This window comes from Mesorhizobium sp. L-8-3 (assembly GCF_016756615.1).
Classification (GTDB): domain Bacteria; phylum Pseudomonadota; class Alphaproteobacteria; order Rhizobiales; family Rhizobiaceae.
In genome coordinates, this window is the sequence record NZ_AP023262.1 from 7,615,842 (window position 1) to 7,632,711 (window position 16,870).

Annotated in this window: 11 protein-coding genes; 3 read left to right on the plus strand and 8 right to left on the minus strand. The window is 65.5% G+C overall.

Annotation, left to right across the window (positions count from 1 at the left end; translation table 11 throughout):
- Positions 1-47: 47 nt before the first annotated feature.
- Positions 48-1,061: a COG3904 family protein gene (locus JN302_RS35195; protein ID WP_244846104.1), complete on the minus strand. Its 1,014-nt coding sequence runs from the start codon at positions 1,059-1,061 to the stop codon at positions 48-50.
- A gap of 346 nt (positions 1,062-1,407) precedes the next feature.
- Positions 1,408-1,866: a MerR family transcriptional regulator gene (locus JN302_RS35200; protein ID WP_202334557.1), complete on the minus strand. Its 459-nt coding sequence runs from the start codon at positions 1,864-1,866 to the stop codon at positions 1,408-1,410.
- 858 nt (positions 1,867-2,724) lie between these two features.
- On the opposite strand from JN302_RS35200, the gene JN302_RS35205 reads away from it, so the two are divergent.
- From JN302_RS35205 to JN302_RS35215, 3 genes are all read left to right on the plus strand, one after another.
- Positions 2,725-6,573 (plus strand): peptidoglycan-binding protein, encoded by a 3,849-nt coding sequence (locus JN302_RS35205; protein WP_202330657.1) that lies wholly within the window; start codon positions 2,725-2,727, stop codon positions 6,571-6,573.
- 271 nt (positions 6,574-6,844) lie between these two features.
- Complete coding sequence (locus tag JN302_RS35210; RefSeq protein ID WP_202308933.1) at positions 6,845-7,768, plus strand: sulfite exporter TauE/SafE family protein; 924 nt, start codon at positions 6,845-6,847, stop codon at positions 7,766-7,768.
- 3 nt (positions 7,769-7,771) lie between these two features.
- Positions 7,772-8,593 (plus strand): TIGR02186 family protein, encoded by an 822-nt coding sequence (locus JN302_RS35215; protein WP_202308934.1) that lies wholly within the window; start codon positions 7,772-7,774, stop codon positions 8,591-8,593.
- A 198-nt stretch (positions 8,594-8,791) separates the two neighbouring features.
- On the opposite strand, the gene JN302_RS35220 is transcribed toward JN302_RS35215, so the two are convergent.
- The 6 genes from JN302_RS35220 to JN302_RS35245 all read right to left on the minus strand — a co-directional run bounded on the left by JN302_RS35220 (position 8,792) and on the right by JN302_RS35245 (position 16,691).
- Positions 8,792-10,204: an FAD-binding oxidoreductase gene (locus JN302_RS35220; RefSeq protein WP_202330658.1), complete on the minus strand. Its 1,413-nt coding sequence runs from the start codon at positions 10,202-10,204 to the stop codon at positions 8,792-8,794.
- Positions 10,205-10,253: 49 nt separating this feature from the next.
- On the minus strand, positions 10,254-11,696 hold the full coding sequence (locus JN302_RS35225) for an NAD-dependent succinate-semialdehyde dehydrogenase (RefSeq protein WP_202330659.1): 1,443 nt from the start codon (positions 11,694-11,696) through the stop codon (positions 10,254-10,256).
- 50 nt (positions 11,697-11,746) lie between these two features.
- A complete protein-coding gene (locus JN302_RS35230) occupies positions 11,747-12,502 on the minus strand; it encodes an IclR family transcriptional regulator (RefSeq protein WP_202308937.1) in 756 nt (251 codons plus the stop codon).
- A gap of 123 nt (positions 12,503-12,625) precedes the next feature.
- The gene (locus JN302_RS35235) at positions 12,626-13,717 is read right to left on the minus strand and encodes an extracellular solute-binding protein (protein WP_202308938.1); all 1,092 of its coding nucleotides are present in this window, start codon (positions 13,715-13,717) and stop codon (positions 12,626-12,628) included.
- Between the two features lie 32 nt (positions 13,718-13,749).
- Positions 13,750-15,540, minus strand: coding sequence for an ABC transporter permease subunit (locus tag JN302_RS35240; protein ID WP_202330660.1), 1,791 nt, complete (start codon positions 15,538-15,540; stop codon positions 13,750-13,752).
- Positions 15,537-16,691 (minus strand): ABC transporter ATP-binding protein, encoded by a 1,155-nt coding sequence (locus tag JN302_RS35245; RefSeq protein WP_202330661.1) that lies wholly within the window; start codon positions 16,689-16,691, stop codon positions 15,537-15,539. The genes JN302_RS35240 and JN302_RS35245 overlap by 4 nt, the downstream gene beginning before the upstream one ends.
- Between the last annotated feature and the right edge of the window lie 179 nt (positions 16,692-16,870).

The window sequence follows — 16,870 nt, forward strand, 5'->3', positions numbered from 1 at the left end:
TGACGCGGGTGTTTGTGCTGTTGCCACCGGCTCTCAAACCACCCACCTCATTTGCTAGCGCCAGAAGCGAATACAGACCGCAATATGTCCTCACCGCCGTCCGTGTTCATGGCGGAAATTCCTAGAAACAATTCTGCTTCTCGGCCATACCTCACTTGAACGCCAAAGCTCTTCGAATATGCGAGCATCCGGGCCTCATCCTCGGTGAGAGAAACCGAAATATTCACATATATTCCATTTACCTTCCGCTCACATCTACTTGTAATATCAATCCGTATATCTTCCCCGTTGACAACGATCTCCACTAAACCAAAGCTCATTAATTCGCGCTCTCTCCCCTGCGCCTCGATAACGGCAATAGATGCGAACCCGAGATTGCGCTCATAGACAAGCATGACTTTGTGATGCCCAAACAGACTATCTCGCTCGCCACGCGCGTATATTCCGCCGTCGCGAGCTTGAACTGTCCATTCGGGATTTGTCTCGCCCCCGGTAACCACCCCAAGGCGTTCAAGTTCTCCTTTCGACACCAGTTCTATGCGTTCGCTCTCAACTGAAGCCGACAGTTCTAAAAACTCTGGATTAATCCCCATATCCACAATGTAGCGCGCGATTTTTGCGGACAGCATTTGCGACTTCGACAAGCTTTCAGGCGCGGGGTTCTTGAATGAAAACTGATGTACGCCAAATTTCGCGTCGTCGTCCAGGAATCGCAATCTTCCGCCTAGATAGACTAAAGTGGCCGCGCTCAAGCATTTGCCGGGCAACATCTTCCTGGGAACCATGAGTGAGAAACTAGGATCAGGGTCCAGAATGTACTGCCCAACGCTAGTTCCAAGCCAGCCACCGCGAATGGTACGGCCTATTTCCATCGCTTCCTCAACGTTACCGCCCGTGGAATGGATGTAGACGTCGGTGCGCGGGGGCACCCTCGACGCCTCGATAAACCGCTTAAAGCGGTTTGCGTCACCCGCCTCGATCGTACCGAATGCGTTGACGCAGAACCGGCCGCCTATGAATTCTTCAACCTCTGTCTGCGGAGAGGTGTAGACAAATTCCATGTCAAAGCCTTACCTATTGGCCGACGCTTAATCAACTGTCGACACGGAACACCTCGCCGTTCGCCCTCTGCAAATCAATTCTTCGCAGTTTCAACCGAAATTGTGCCCTTGGCGAACGTCGCGAAAGTCCGCACTCGCGTCGTCGATAAGATTCGACTCAGGAACCCTCTGCCTGTCAATAGTTGAACCTATTGATTCTAATTGATTCTAAAGAGGTTATACTTGAGGTCAGCTGCAAAATACCGTGGCAATCGACATTGCCCCGCTGCAGAGCCTCAAGCGCAATAAAAACGGCCGGCGCCTTTGCAGGAGCCGGCCGTTTGCGGATAAATCCAAACCAAAATGGTCAGGCGCCTGCGGCCCTGGCCGGCTGGCGCTCGGCCAGCCGGGAACGGACCGCGGCCATCGCTTCGGTCAGGTCGCCGATCGCCTCGTCGAGGGCGGCGCGCTGCTTCTGCAGGCGGCTGAGCTGCTTCTCGGACTTTTCGAGGGTCAGGCGCAGCTGCTTGATGTTGGTGCCGGTGGGGTCATAGAGGTCGATCATCTGCTTCACGTCGCGAAGCGAGAAGCCGACCTTGCGGCCGAGCAGGATGAGCTTCAGGCGAACCCTGTCGCGGCGCGTGTAGAGCCTGGTCGACCCTTCCCGCCTGGGGCTGAGCAGCCCCCTGTCCTCGTAGAAGCGCAAGGTGCGCAGCGTGACGCCGAAGGTCTTGGCCATCTCGCCGATGCGATAATAGCCTTCCGCGCCTTCGGCGGAAACATCATTGGAGTTGGCGGCAGCTTCGCCGGCCGGCATCATATCCATCATCTTTTCGCTTTTCTCGCTCGCGGCGGCCGGCAATGTGCCTCGGCGCGCCTCATCGGAAGCGTGAGCTTCGCAGTTCCGATCGTGGTTTCAAGGAATGCCCGAAGAGACGCGGTGGGCACGCCTCTTACGTTTACGTCAATCATATATTGACGGCGAATTTATGTTGCAAGTGCGAAAAGGACGCAGGTCTTTGTCATTAGCCTCAGTCGCCGGCGCGGCCCATCCGGGCCGCTTGGCTTTCGCGCCAACGGGCGCGGCGCGCGGTCGCGCGCTCCAACGGTCGCCATTGGCGACCGTTGGCAGGGGCCTCAGTCGCCGGCGCGGTGTGTTTCTCTGGCCTGAGTCGCCGGCGCGGCCCATCCGGGCCGCTTGGCTTTCGCGCCAACGGGCGCGGCGCGCGGTCGCGCGCTCCAACGGTCGCCATTGGCGACCGTTGGCAGGGGCCTCAGTCGCCGGCGCGGTGTCTTTCTCTGGCCTCAGTCGCCGGCGCGGCCCATCCGGGCCGCTTGGCTTTCGCGCCAACGGGCGCGGCGCGCAGTCGCGCGCTCCAACGGTCGACATTGTCGACCGTTGGCAGGGGCCTCAGTCGCCGGCGCTGTTCCTCGGGCCGCCCGGCTTTCCAATCGCCCCTCTGGTAAGACAAGTTAACGCGTTGTTTACCACGTCTGGTGAAAGGTGGGCGCGTCGGTATCCCGTGAATATCCCGTATCGCTTTGCTCACGGCGTCTCGAAGCGGGGGCGACAGCCCTGGGGAAGCCTGGCTTCCCGCCGCGGCCGGACGGCCACGGCCGCATCGTTCTCCGACATCTACGGAAGCCGGCACGGGGCCGGCAAGGTTGGCTGGCGGACGTCTCGATGAACAGCAAGCGGTCCTATCTCGACTCCCTGAACGCCGGGCGCCCGCGCAAGGCCCATGCCTCGCTCGAAGAGCTCAACCGCTCGCTCGAAGCGATCGGCAACCGGCTGGAGCGCGGCCATGAAACACCGCTCGGCCGAGCCGACGATTTCAGCCGCCCCGGGCAATGGGCAAGCGATGCGCGCACGCGCAGCGGCACCGACCACGGCAGTCGCGCCGAATGGTCCCGCCGGAACGACTTCTACCAGTCGATCGCGCACGACATCGATCGCGTGCGCGGACAGGAGGAAGGCGTCGCCTCGGTCGGCCGCATCGCCGGCGAACTGAAGGGCCTGCGCGAGGAACTGCGCCACCAGATGACGTCGGGGCTGCGGCGCGAGTTCGACATGCTTCGCAGCGACATCGAGCGCGCCTATGCGGCTTCGCCCGCGGCAAGGGACGGCGCGCAGCTCGGCCTCGAATTCGAGCGCCTGTCGGATGTGATCCATTCGCTTGCCGAACGCAACGACGACCGCGGCGTCAACCTGCTGCGGCTCGAACTGGAACAGGTCAGAAGCGCGATCGATTCGCTGGCCCGCGAGGAGACCGTGCGCGCCGCCGACCGCCGCTGGGAGGATTTCGACAAGCGCTGGTCGCGCGTCGAGGATCGTCTCTCCGTCCAGGACCGCGACGACGACCCGGCCATCGCAGCGCTCAACCAGCGGCTCGAGCAGATCGTCGAGGCCGTCCACAACCTGCCGGAATCGCTGTCGCTTCGCTCGCTCGAGGAGAAGGTGCGCATCCTCGCCGGAGCCGTCGAACATTTCGCCAGCCAGCAGGATCGCCGCGGCCACGAGACCTTCGTGCTGATCGAGGAGCGGCTCGACGAGATCTCGCGGGCGATCGTGGCCTCGACCGCCACGCTGTCGGCGCCGCAATTCGATCCCGCCCCGTTCGAGCGCGTCGAGGCGCGCATCTCCTCGCTCGCCCGGCAGGTCGAGGAACTGATCGAGGAGCGGCCTTCCGGCGAGGTGATCGACCGCCTCGATTTCCTTTCGCAACGCGTCGACGAGATCGCCGCCCGCGGCGCGCTTCCTGAAAAGTCGATGGAACGGCTGACGCGGCAGGTCATGGCGATCGCCGAGAAGCTCGACGGCGCACCGGCGGCGCCCGACACCGACGACATATTGCGCGGCATCGAGGACCGCTTCGTCATGCTGTCCGATCTGCTCGACCGCCGGCAGGGCGACGCGATCGAGCATGGCCAGGCACTGTTCCGCGATCTCGAGCGGCGCCTCGAAGACGTGGTCATGCGCCTCGACGAGCGCAACGCCGCCTCGGCCGCGGACGACCGCGGCATCATGGATGCGATCGACCAGCGCTTCGCCGATCTTTCCCGCCGTCTCGACCAGGACCGGCAGGGCGCGAGCGAGGACGCGATGCGCTACATGGAAGCGCGGCTGGAGGACATTTCCGCCAGGCTGGAATCGTCGGCCGCCCAGGTCGCCGCCATCGATCCGGATCTCATCCGCAACCTCGAAGCCCAGGTCGCCGGGCTCTCGGCGCATCTTTCGCAGCCGAGCGCGCCCCTGCCCGATTTCGACGATATCGGCCCGCGCCTCGACGAGATCGAGCAGTCGATCGCCGGCAATCGCGAAGCGATCCTGGAAACGGCGCGCCAGGCGGCCGAGAACGCCGTCCGCTCCTTCGCCGGATCGCCCGCCGAGGCGGCGGCGGTGGCCGGGCTCGCCGAGGACCTGAAGTCGCTGGAAACGCTGACCCGGCGCTCCGACGAGCGCAACACGCGCACCTTCGAGGCGATCCACGACACCTTGCTGAAGATCGTCGATCGGCTCGGCACGCTGGAGCAGCGCGAGCCCGAGGCGATCGAGCCCCTCGAACGGTTCGGCAAACGGGAACGCCAGCCTGAAGAGCTGACGGCCGTCGACAGACCCGACGCGCAGGGCGAGCCCGGGCCCGCCGTGGAGACGCCGGCGGACCTGCTTTCGAAACTGGCCACCGGCGCCGCCCCCTCGCTCGACCGGGACGAGGAACCGGCCGCAAGCACCCTGGCCTTCGATACGATGCATCCGAGCGATGCAGAACCCCAGACGAGGCGATCGCCGGCCGAAGCAGCCGCCGCGGCCGCGGTTGCCGCCATTGGCGCCGATGCCCGTGCGCGCACCGAACCCGAAGGGCGGGTGCGCTCCATGCTTGGCGGCCTGACGCGGGCCTTCTCCGCAAAGCGGGAGAAGCCGGAGCCGGTGTCGGCCGAACCCGCCATGGCCCCGACGCCCGAGGCGCCGAGCCTCGATCTCGACGAGCCGCTCGATCCCAAGATCGCCAACCGGCCGCTGGAACCGGGCTCGGGCACGCCCGACCTCAACGCCATCATGCGCCGCGTGCGCGAGGAGCGCGGCCAGCCGGCGCGTGCGAACGAAACCGAAGCGGCGAAGTCCGACTTCATCGCCGCCGCGCGGCGCGCCGCGCAGGCCGCCGCCGCCGAAGCCGGCACGATGAAGCGCCAGGCCGACGGGACCGGCCTGCCCAAGAGCTTCGGCATCGGGGAATTCCTGCGCGGCAAGCGCAAGCCGATCCTGATGGGCGCAGTCGCCGTGATGCTGGCGCTCGCCGGTCTCCAGCTCGGCAAGGCGTTCCTTGCCGGGGACGAGCAGGTGGCTCAGGACGCGCCGATGAGCGCTCCAGCGGCTTCCCTCGCCCCCGAGCCGTCGGCGCCCGTGCCTGCAGTAAGCGCAGATACTGCCGCGCCGAGTGCCGTCGGCGCCGGCGAGCAGAGCGGCACGATCCAGGAAGACGACGCCATCCCGGCCGACGACGCCTCGCTCGAGCCCGAGATCGACGCGCCCGCCGCCGACAGCGCCGCGCATGAGGTGGAGACGGGCATGCCGACCGCGGCTATACCGCACACTGCCGAGGCGCCCGCCATCGCCGAGCCGCCCGCAGAGACCGCACCGGCACCCGAGGCGAATGCCGCACCCATGCAGCAGCCGGCCTTCGAGCCCGCGCCGGTCGAGGCCGGACCCGTAGCGCTGCGCGAAGCCGCCGACACCGGCGACCCCAAGGCGGTGTTCGAGATCGGCGCGCGCTACGCGGACGGGCGCGGCATCAAGACCGACATGGCCGCGGCCGCCAAATGGTACGAGCGTTCGGCCGAACTGGGCTTCGCGCCGGCGCAGTACCGCATCGGCAACTTCTACGAAAAGGGCCTGGGCGTGACCCGCGACGTCGCCAAGGCCAAGACCTGGTACCAGATGGCGGCCGAACAGGGCAACGCCAGCGCCATGCACAATCTGGCGGTGCTTTTCGCGATGGGGGCCGACGGCGTGACGGACAATGATTCGGCCGCCCGATGGTTCGGCCGCGCCGCCGAACTCGGCGTGAAGGACAGCCAGTTCAACCTCGGCATCCTCGCCGCCAAGGGCGTCGGCATGCAGCAGAACCTGGAAGAGTCCTACAAGTGGTTCGCACTGGTCGCCAAGACGGGCGACCGCGACGCCGTGACCAAGCGCGACGAGATCGCCAATGCGCTGCGCCCGGAGCAACTGGAGCGGGCGCGCGCCGCGGCCGAGTTGTGGAAGCCGAAGCCGGTCGACGCCGAGGCCAACACGCTCGACATCCCCGAGGCCTGGCAGACGACGACCGCCACCACCGCCAGCATCGACGTGAAGAAGGCGGTCGCCAGCATCCAGATGATCCTGAACAAGAACGGCTATGACGCCGGCGGCGCCGACGGCGTGATGGGCGAGCGGACCAAGAGCGCGATCGTCGCCTTCCAGAAGGACAATGGCCTGGAGCCGACCGGCCAGGTCGACGAGAAGCTGGTCGAGACACTGCTGGAGAAGAAGTGACGCGGGAGCCTCAGCCGCTCCGGAGCGGCAAACAGAGCGAGTAGCGAACAGGGGCCGCAAAACGTTCTTCCCCTGTTCGTTACCGGCTTTTCGCCACTCACTCCATTGCATGAGACAAGACGCCGCGGAGGGAAGCCGCAGTGTCTTAACCTCATGGCCGAATGTCGTTTGACTTCAAGGTCTCGTCGGCCCAAGAACAGCCAGAATTTCACGGCAAGTGCCTCATTGGGAACGGGATTCCGGGGCAGCAGACAAAAGTCGAGTAAGACGGGTGGGCATCTATCTCCCGATCGCGGAAATGTCGGTCAACGTCTTCGTGCTGCTCGCCATGGGCGCCGCGGTGGGGTTCCTGTCCGGCATGTTCGGCGTGGGCGGCGGCTTTCTGATCACGCCGCTCCTCATCTTCTACAACATCCCGCCCGCCATCGCGGTCGCGACCGGCGCGAACCAGGTGATCGCCTCATCCTTCTCCGGTGCGCTCGCGCATTTCAAACGAGGCACGCTCGACATCAAGCTCGGCACGGTGCTGCTCGCCGGCGGCATCGTCGGCTCGACGTTCGGCGCCATGGTCTTCGCGTTCCTGCGCAGCCTCGGCCAGCTCGACCTGTTCATCTCGATCTTCTATGTCGCCTTCCTCGGCATCGTCGGGGGCCTGATGCTGGTCGAAAGCGTCAATGCATTGCGCCGCGTGCGCAGCGGGGCGCTTCCGACCCTGAAGAAATCAGGGCAGCACAACTGGATCCACCGCCTGCCGCTGAAGATGCGCTTCCGCACCTCGAAGCTCTTCGTCAGCGTCATACCCGTGCTCGGCATCGGTGCAGGCATCGGCTTCCTGGCCGCGATCATGGGCGTGGGCGGCGGCTTCATCATGGTGCCGGCGCTGATCTACCTGCTCAAGGTGCCGACCAATGTCGTCGTCGGGACCTCGCTGTTCCAGATCATCTTCGTGGCGGCCTACACCACCATCGTGCATTCCACCGCCAACCAGACCGTCGACGTGATCCTCGCTTTCGTGCTGATGGTCGGCGGCGTCGCCGGCGCGCAATACGGCGCGCGTGCCGGGCAGCGGCTGCGGGGCGAGCAGCTTCGCGCGCTGCTGGCGCTGCTGGTGCTCGCGGTCGCCCTGAGGCTCGCCTTCGACCTCTTCGTGCGGCCGGCCAGCCTCTATTCGCTCGCCAGCCTGGGCGAGGGCTGAGGCATGGCCGCGACCCCGCAGCACAAGCGCACCGACGCTGCAGCATTTCGGCGGGTGATCGCGGTCGCCGCCCTCCTTGCCTTCGCGCCCCCGACCGCCGCGGCGCAGGACGCCAATCCCGAAAACATCGAAATCGGGCTTTCAACCGACAGGATATCGATCACGGCCGACTTCGCTGGGGCCGACCTCACCATCTTCGGCGCGCTCGACAATGCCGACCCGCTGATCAGCCGGCAGGGCCGCTACGATGTGATCGTCGTGCTTGAGGGCCCCGCGCGCCCGGTGGTAGTGCGCCGCAAGGACCGGATCCTCGGCATGTGGATCAACGCGGAATCGGAGACCTTCGTCAACGTGCCGGTCTCCTATTCGGTCGCGACGACACGGCAGCTCCAGGACATCACCGAACCAAAGACCTACAGGCAACTCGCGCTCGGCGCCAACAATCTCTATATCGAGCCGCTCGACCCGACGGACAATCCGGCCACCATCCAAGAGTTCACCAAGGCGCTGCGCGAGCGCAAGAAGGCGACCGGCCTCTTCAGCGAACGTGTCGGCGGCGTGCAGTTCCTGTCGCAGAACCTGTTCCGCGCGACACTGGCGCTGGCGCCGAACGTGCCGGTCGGCACGCACCGGGCGCGCGCCTTCCTGTTCCGCAACGGCGCCTTCATCAGGGAAACTTCGGCGCATCTGGCCATCGTGAAATCGGGCTTCGAGCAATCGCTGTTCCGCGCCGCCAACGACTACGGCTTCCTCTACGGCCTGTTCGCCGTGGCCCTCGCCATTGTCACGGGATGGCTCGGCCGCATCATGTTCAAGAAGGACTGATGCCAGCAGCACTCCATCGCGTGCGGCACACTTTCGGGGGACATGCTTGAGGCCGCTTCGACCTGCCTGCCGGGGATGACCAGCCAGGGCGCCGGCCGCCGAGAAAGCGTCATTCTCCCATACGAAGATTCCGATTCCGGAGGAATGCTGCTCGCATAGCGGCAATCATCTCCGTTATCCGGCGCTACGCGTCGCCGCTCAGAGGCGCCCACTGTCGAAGATTCGGCCGCGATTCAGGATGGCATTCGGGTCCAGCGCGGCCTTGAGACGGCGCATCGTTTCGAGCTCGGCCTCGCTTCGCGAAAGATGAAGCCACGGCTTCTTGTCCACGCCAATGCCATGCTCGGCGGATATCGAGCCGCCATGCGCGGCAACCATGCCATAGATGGCGTCGGCCACGGGACTGCGCATCTGGGTGCGCACCACATAGTGAAGATTGCCGTCGCCAAGATGCCCGAAGACGATGAAATCGATTGAGGGATCGATCGCGCGAAGTGCCGACCGGCTTGCGCCGAGAAACGATTCCATCCGATGCAGGGGGACGCTGATGTCGCATCCGAGAATATGGTCGAGCGTCCGCACGTAGTCGGCGCAGGAATCGCGCATGGTCCAAAGTGACTGGAACTCGCGCGGCGATTGCGAAACGACCGCGTCGATGGCCAGCTTGCCTTCAAGCGCCTCCATCAGGCATGCGGCGAAGCTGTCAACAATCCCGTCGTCCAAAGCCGACTGCACCTCGGCAAGGACGTAAAAAGGAGCATTCGCGCCAACAGGGCGCGGCATGCCGAGATAGGCGACGACACCGTCGAACGCCCGCGGCAGCATCAGTTCGAAGGCCGACAGGGCCGATCCCATCCGCCGCCGCAGCAAGCCGAGAAGTTCCACCGCAGCGGGGAAGGTCGGCACCGCCAGAAGCGCGTTCGCTTCGGCCGTGGGCTTAGGATGCAGCCGCAGGAGCGCCCGGGAAACGACGCCAAGCGTGCCTTCGCTGCCGACGAATAGCTGGTTCAGATCATAGCCGGCATTGTCCTTGTCCAGCCCGCGCATCGAGGAAACGACCGTGCCGTCGGCCAGCACGGTTTCGAGCCCTGCCACCTGGGCCCGGAACATGCCGTAGCGCAAAACGCGGATGCCGCCTGCGTTGGTCGCGACGTTGCCGCCGACCGTGGCTGTCCCCCGGGAGCCGATGTCGACGCCGAAGAGATAGCCGGCCATGTCCGCTGCTTCCTGAACGGCCTGCAGCGGCGTTCCGGCCGAGGCCACCACGGTCGCGCTCTCGCGCCGGATCTCGTCGAGCGCTGTCATCCTTTCCGTCGACAGGACCGCTTCGCCTTCGACAATGCGGTGAGCGCCGGAAAGGCCGGTTCGCCCCCCGTGCACGACAAGCGGCTGCGCAAAGGAATTGCAGGCGGAAAGGCATGTCGCCAGCTCTTCCGTGGAGCCGGGACGCAGGACGAAGCGGGGCCGTGCCGAGAACCTGCCGCGCCGGTCCTCCTGGTAGCGCGGATCAATGGCGTCGCCCACCTGCAGCCCATTTCGCGGCAACGCTCCGGACAGCCGGTCCAGAAGAGCCGGGTTGGCGCCGGCTGAGGGCTGGGCATCGACGTCCATTTGCGCGGGCCTCATGACATGGCGAACGAAGGCATTCCGTCGATGGCGGCTATGCCGCCATCTCCGTCACATATTTGGTGACGAGATAGGCTTCGATCGCTTCCGACCCGCCTTCGGTGCCGTAGCCCGAATCCCGGACGCCGCCAAACGGCACTTCCGGCAGCGCAAGACCGTTGTGATTGATCGAGGTCATGCCGGCATCGATCCGCAGGCCGAGCGCTCGGATCGTCTCTGCCGAGCGGCTGAAGGCGTAGGACGCGAGGCCGAAGGGCAGCCGGTTCGCTTCCTCGATCACCTCGTCCAGGGTCGAGAAGCGGTTGACGATCGCCACCGGCCCGAACGGCTCCTCGTTCATGATCCGCGAGCCGGTCGGTGCATGCGCGACGACGGTCGGCTCGAAGAAGTTTCCGACATTGCCGATCCGCCGACTGCCCGCGGTCACCCTGGCGCCGTGCGCCACCGCGTCGTTGACCAGTTCCTCCAGCGCGGGAATGCGGCGCTCGTTGGCGAGCGGCCCCATCTGGGTCTCCGGGTCGAGGCCGTTGCCGACCTTGATCGCCTTGGCGGCGCGTGTGATCCCGTCGAGGAATTCTTCATAGACGCGGTCCTGGATGAGGAAACGCGTCGGCGCGATGCAGATCTGCCCGGCATTGCGGAACTTGCTGCCCGAGAGGACCTTGACCGCCTTGCCGATGTCGGCATCGTCGAACACGATCGCCGGCGCATGGCCGCCGAGTTCCATCGTCACCCGCTTCATGTGCCTGCCGGCGAGCGCGGCGAGATGCTTGCCCACCGGTGTCGAGCCGGTGAACGAGATCTTGCGGATGACCGGATGCGGGATCAGATATTCGGAGATCTCGGCCGGCACGCCGTAGATGAGGTTGACCGTGCCGGCGGGCACTCCGGCGTCGACGAAGGCGCGGATGAGTTCGGCCGGCGAGGCCGGCGTTTCCTCGGGCGCCTTGACGATGATCGAGCAGCCGGCGGCCAGCGCGGCGGAGAGCTTGCGCACGACCTGGTTGATCGGGAAATTCCAGGGGGTGAACGCGGCGACCGGCCCGACCGGGAGCTTGATGGCGATCTGCATGACGCCGCCGACGCGCGCCGGGATCACCTGGCCGTAGGCGCGGCGCGCTTCCTCCGCGAACCAGTCGATGATGTCGGCGCCGCTCATCACCTCCGAGCGCGCCTCGGCAACCGGCTTGCCCTGCTCGAGGGTCATGATCGCCGCGATCGCGTCCGCGCGTGAGCGCAGCAGATCGGCCGCCCTGCGCATCAGCTTGTAGCGGTCGAACGCTCCCGTGGCGCTCCACGTCGCGAAGCCCTTTTCCGCCGCCGCGAGCGCCTGGTCGAGATCGCCGCGACCGGCGTGGGCGACCTTGCCGATCACGTTTCCCGTCGCGGGATCGGTGACGTCGATCGTGCGGCCGTCGACGCTGTCGCGCCATGCGCCGTCGATATGAAGTCGTGTGTCCGGATAGGCAATCGTCATCTCGGTCTTCCTGGTGGGTGGAGCGTTACGGAGGAAATCCGCCGGGAGCGTCAATCGCGCCTGGTGTAGCCGAGGGCCATGGCAATAGTCCTGGCGGCTTCCATCACATGCACGGAATATTCCTTGATCTGCTTGCGCTTGATGCGCGAATCCGGTCCCGACATGCCGATCGCGCCGGCCAGTTCGCCGGACCTGCCGAGTATGGCGCAGGCGCAGGCGGCGATGCCTTCGCGCCACTCGCCGTGGAGCACCGAGGCGTAGCCCTGCCCGCGCGCCTGCTCGATGTCCTCCCGCAACTCCTCGATCGTGGTGCGCGTGGTGTCGGTGTAGCGCTCCAGAAGGGGGCGGAACCTTTCGAGATAGGTGTCGGGCAGTTGCGCCAGCATGGCCTTGCCCGTGGCGACCGTGTAGGCCGGGGCGCGGGCTCCGACGCTGGTATGGGCGCGGATGTGATGCGCGCCCTCGATCTTGTCGACATAGATGACGTCGGTGTCGTCCAGCACAGACAGATGGATGGTCTCGCCGGTGATTTCGGCAAGCTTCGTCATGGCCGGACGCGCCACGTTGATGAGATCGACCCGGCGCATCACATGGCTGCCGAGTTCCCACATCCTGGTGGTCAGCTCATAGGTGCTGTTCTGCGGGAGCTGCCGCACATAGCCTTGGGATTGGAGCGTCGTCAGCAACCGGTGCACGTTGCTCTTGGTGAATTTCAGCTCGGCGGCGAGGTCGGTGATCCCGCGCGGCTGTTCGCTCAGTGCGAGCGTCTCGATGAGACGAAGTCCTTTGATGAAAGCCTTGTCCATTGCACCATCTGACTGAAAATCGCCCCTTAGCATGACAGCCGGGAAAGCCATAGTCCGCGAAGGCCGGGAAGAGAGACGGCCGCGAGCCCCTCGGAGACGCGGCCGCCGGACTGACGGATCCGGCTACTGCGCCAGCAGCGCGTTCAGCTTCTCCTGGCCGAATTCCTCGTTCGTCGAGTTGCCGGCGGGCGACGGCCCGCCCCAATAGTCCGGGCTCCATTCGATGGCGCGCGACACGTTCTTGGGATTGTTGGCCCAGTAGATGCTGATCTCCGGATCGGCCGCCTCGAACACGACCGGCGACGGCAAGGCGACAGGGAAGGTCGAGGTGAGCTCGGCGGCGCGCTGCGGATCAAGCCGCCAGGAAAGCAGCTTCAGCGCGTTGTCGTAATGCGGCGCGCCTTTCGGGACCGAGAAGAAATCATAGTAGACGAAGCCCTGGTTCCACTCCAGCTCGACCGGCGCTCCTTCGAGCGCCAGCTTGCTCATGGAGCCGGTGTAGGCCATGCACATGTCAGCCTCGCCATCGAGCATGAGCTGCGGCGGCTGGGCCGAGGTCGTCCACCACTTGGCGACGTGCGGCTTGATTTCCGCGACCTTCTTCAGCGCTCTTTCCATGTCGATCGGATAGAGCTTGTCCTTCTCCACCCCGTCGGCCATCAGGGCCGCCTCGAAGACGAAGCGCGGCCAGGCAGGGAGGCAGCGGCGGCCGGGGAACTTCTCCACGTTCCAGAAGTCCGCCCAGCTCTTCGGCACGTTCTCGCCGGTGAATTTCTCCTTGTTGTAGACAAGGCCCACGCCGATCACCTGCAGGGCGACGCCCTTCTTGCGCTTGAGGTTGTCCGGCATCGCGGCCAGCGTCTTCTGCGCCGGCTCCGAAAGCTTCGAATAGTCGATGTCCTCGAGGCAGCAATCTCCCAGCAGCTTCGTTTCCTGGTCGAAGATGAAGGTCAGGTCCCACTCCGCCTTGCCGGCCTCCGCCTGGACCTTGATCTTGGGGCCGCTGCGGGCCTCCTGAACGGTGACGACCTTGATGCCGGTCTCCTTCTCGAACGGGTCGTACATGACCTTGCGCAGCGCCTCGCCATAGCCGCCGCCCGGATCCTGCATGATGACGACGTCCTCCTGCGCGGCCGCGACGCCGACGCCGGCCGCCACAACGATGGCCGAGACCAGAAGGGATGCGGAATTTCGAAGTCTTGTCATGCCCAGCATGTCATTCTCCTCCACTTGGGTTGACCTAAATCTCAGACACCCGCGCGCGATCGGGCCAACACCGGCCGCGCAAGGGCTATTCCTCCCACCACCAGCAGCACCTCGAGCGTCGAGACCACCGCCAGCACCGGATTGAGCTGATAGTTGATGTCCGCCCACAGCATGAGCGGGAGGGTCTTCAGTTGCGCACTCGACAGGAAGAGCGAAAGAACCAGTTCGTCGAAGGAGTGCAGGAAGGCGAAGAAACTCGCGGCCGCCAGGCCCGGGACGATCGCCGGCAGCGTTACCGTGCGGAACACCGTCAAGGGCGACGCGCCGTGCACCCCCGCCGCCTGCTCGAGCTTCGGATCGACGGCTTGCAGGGCCGCGGACAGGATCACCACGACGATCGGCAGACCGCCGATCGCGTGCGCGGCCGCAAGTCCCGCCACGGTGCCGGTCAGGTCGAAGCGCAGGAACAGGCTGTAGAGCGACAGGCCGAGCACGACCGGCGGCACGATGACGGGGCTGACGACAAGCAGCATGATCGCGGACTTGCCGCGGATGCTGCTGCGCACGATTCCCATCGCGGCGGAGGTGCCGAGCGCGACGGCGATGCAGGCCGACAGCGCGGCGACCTGGAGCGAGTTCCAGAACGCAGCCATCCAGTTGGAGTCGGAGAAGAACTTCTCGTACCAGCGCAGCGAAATGCCGGGGGGAGGAAAGGTCAGATAGCTCGCGCTGCTGAACGAGATGACCATGACGACGACGAGCGGCAGGATGAGGACGGCGATCACGAGGCCGCCCATGAGCCACACCGTCCAGGTGCCGAAGCCGGCCGGCAGCCGGCCGAACAGTCTCAGCAGCGGCCAGCCGATCGCATCCGCGAGCAGCGTGGCGAGCGTACGCCCGCGGCCATCGGCGCCGCCGGCCCGCGACACGGTTTTGGCGGAAGCCTTGTTGGCCAGCTTGCCTCCGCCCCAGATGAACTCGAAACCCAGGAAATGTCCCGCGACGCCGACCACGACCAGCGTGATCACCAGCAGCACGACGCCGAGCGCCTGGAGAAAGCCTTCCGACGTGACGGAATCGGCCTGCTGCGAGATGTGCATGGCGAACATCTGGTCGCCGGGTCCGCCGAGCAGGGTCGGCGTGATGAAGAAGCCGAGCGCGGCGACGAAGACCAGCAGGAACCCGGCGCCGATGCCGGGGAGCGTGAGCGGCAGGAGCACGCGCCAGAACACGGCGATCGGTCCTGCGCCGCTCGCGAGTGCGGCGCGGGTCAGGCTCTGGTCGAGGCGGGCGACGCTGGAATAGATGGTGAGCACCATCAGCGGCAGAAGCACGGCCGTCATGCCGAGGAACACCGTGCCGCGGCTGAAGAGAAGTTGCGCCGGCTCGCTCAGGATGCCGAGCCCGACGAGCAGCTTGTTGACCGGGCCGTTGCGCCCGAGCAGCACCATCCATGCATAAGTGCGGATGAGAATGGCGATGAAATAGGGCAATACGACCGCGGTCGCGATGAGGAGCTGCGCAATGCCGCGGGTCCGGTGGATGAGCAGCGCAGTCGGGTAGCCGAACAGCAGGCACAGGCAGGCGACGGTGACCGAGATCTGCATCGTGCGCAAGAGGGAGTCCCAGTAGAGCGGCACGGCGAAGACCCGCTCGAAGAAAGCGGACCAGGTCGGGCCGCTGACGCTGATGCGGGTGAGATCGATGAGCGGAAGCACATAGAAGAAGGCGAGGAAGGCCGCCGCTGGAATGAGCAGTATCGCCGGGTCTCTCAGCCGCCCTGCAAGCGCGCCGCCGCGCGCCGGTTCCATGCCGATCGAAGCGGCTGTCATGACAGCACCCAGCAGTCGTCGGCGCCCCAGCTCACATGGAGCGTGTCGCCGACGGCCGGCAGTGACCGCTGGGCGGTGTCGGAGCAGCGGATCAACAACGTTTCCCCGCCCTCCATCCGCGCCTCGATGCGCAGGACTTCGCCGAGGAACAGGGCCGACGTGACGGTCACCGGGGCAGAGCCGGCATTGGCTTCGTCCGAGATCGCGATGCGTTCCGGCCGCACCAGCACCGTCGCGCGCCCCACGTCGATCGCGTCGCGGCTCTCCGCGTTGAAGACGTAACCCGCCCGGTTCCTGAGCGTCATCGTCGTGCCGCGCTTCTGCACGATGTCGGCTTCGATCAGGTTGCTCTCGCCGACGAAGGAGGCCACGAAGCGGTTCACCGGATGGCGGTAGATCTCCGCCGGGCGGCCGATCTGCACGATCTTGCCCGCGTCCAGCACGGCGATGCGGTCGCTCATGGTGAGCGCCTCGCCCTGGTCGTGCGTGACGAAGAGGATCGTGCTGCCGATCGTCTGATGCAGGTCGCGGATCTCGATCTGGATCGATTCGCGCAGCCGTCTGTCGAGAGCGCTGAGCGGCTCGTCCATCAGGACCACTCGCGGCCGCATGACGATGGCGCGGGCGATCGCGACCCGCTGCTGCTGGCCGCCCGACATCTGCGAAGGCATCTTCCGGGCATGGTCGGACAGACGCATGATCTCCAGCGTCTCGGCAACGCGGCGCTCGGTCGTGGCGCGGTCGACGCCGGCCATGCGCAGCGGGAAGGCGACGTTCTGTGTCACCGTCATGTTGGGGAACAAGGCGTAGCTCTGGAACACCATGCCGAAGCCGCGCCTGTGGGTGGGCACGTTGTGGATCGGCCGGTCGTCGACCAGGATCTCGCCGCTATCCAGCGCCTGAAATCCCGCGAGCAGGTTGAGCAGCGTGGTCTTTCCGCTTCCCGACGGCCCGAGCAAGGTGATGAACTCACCCGGCTCGATGTCGAGGCTGATGCGATCGACGGCGTGAAAACCACCGAAGCTCTTCGCGGCCTCGCGTATCGCGATCCTCGACCCGATCACGCTGCGGGCGGAAGCGTCCGCGACCTGGGATGACCGTGCAGACGCGCCTGCGCTCCGACCGGCGCGGATGGCCACCGTTTCACCCATCTGTTTCCTCCCTTGTGTTCTACAATATAGAACAGCATTCCATAATCCTTGAACCGATGCGCCGACTTGTCAAGTGCCTGGCTGCGCCGAACGTCGATCCCTTTCGTGGTCCAATCCATTCGGACCGCCGTCAGCACAGCACGAGCGAAATCGCATTGACAGGATCGCCATGCTCCGAC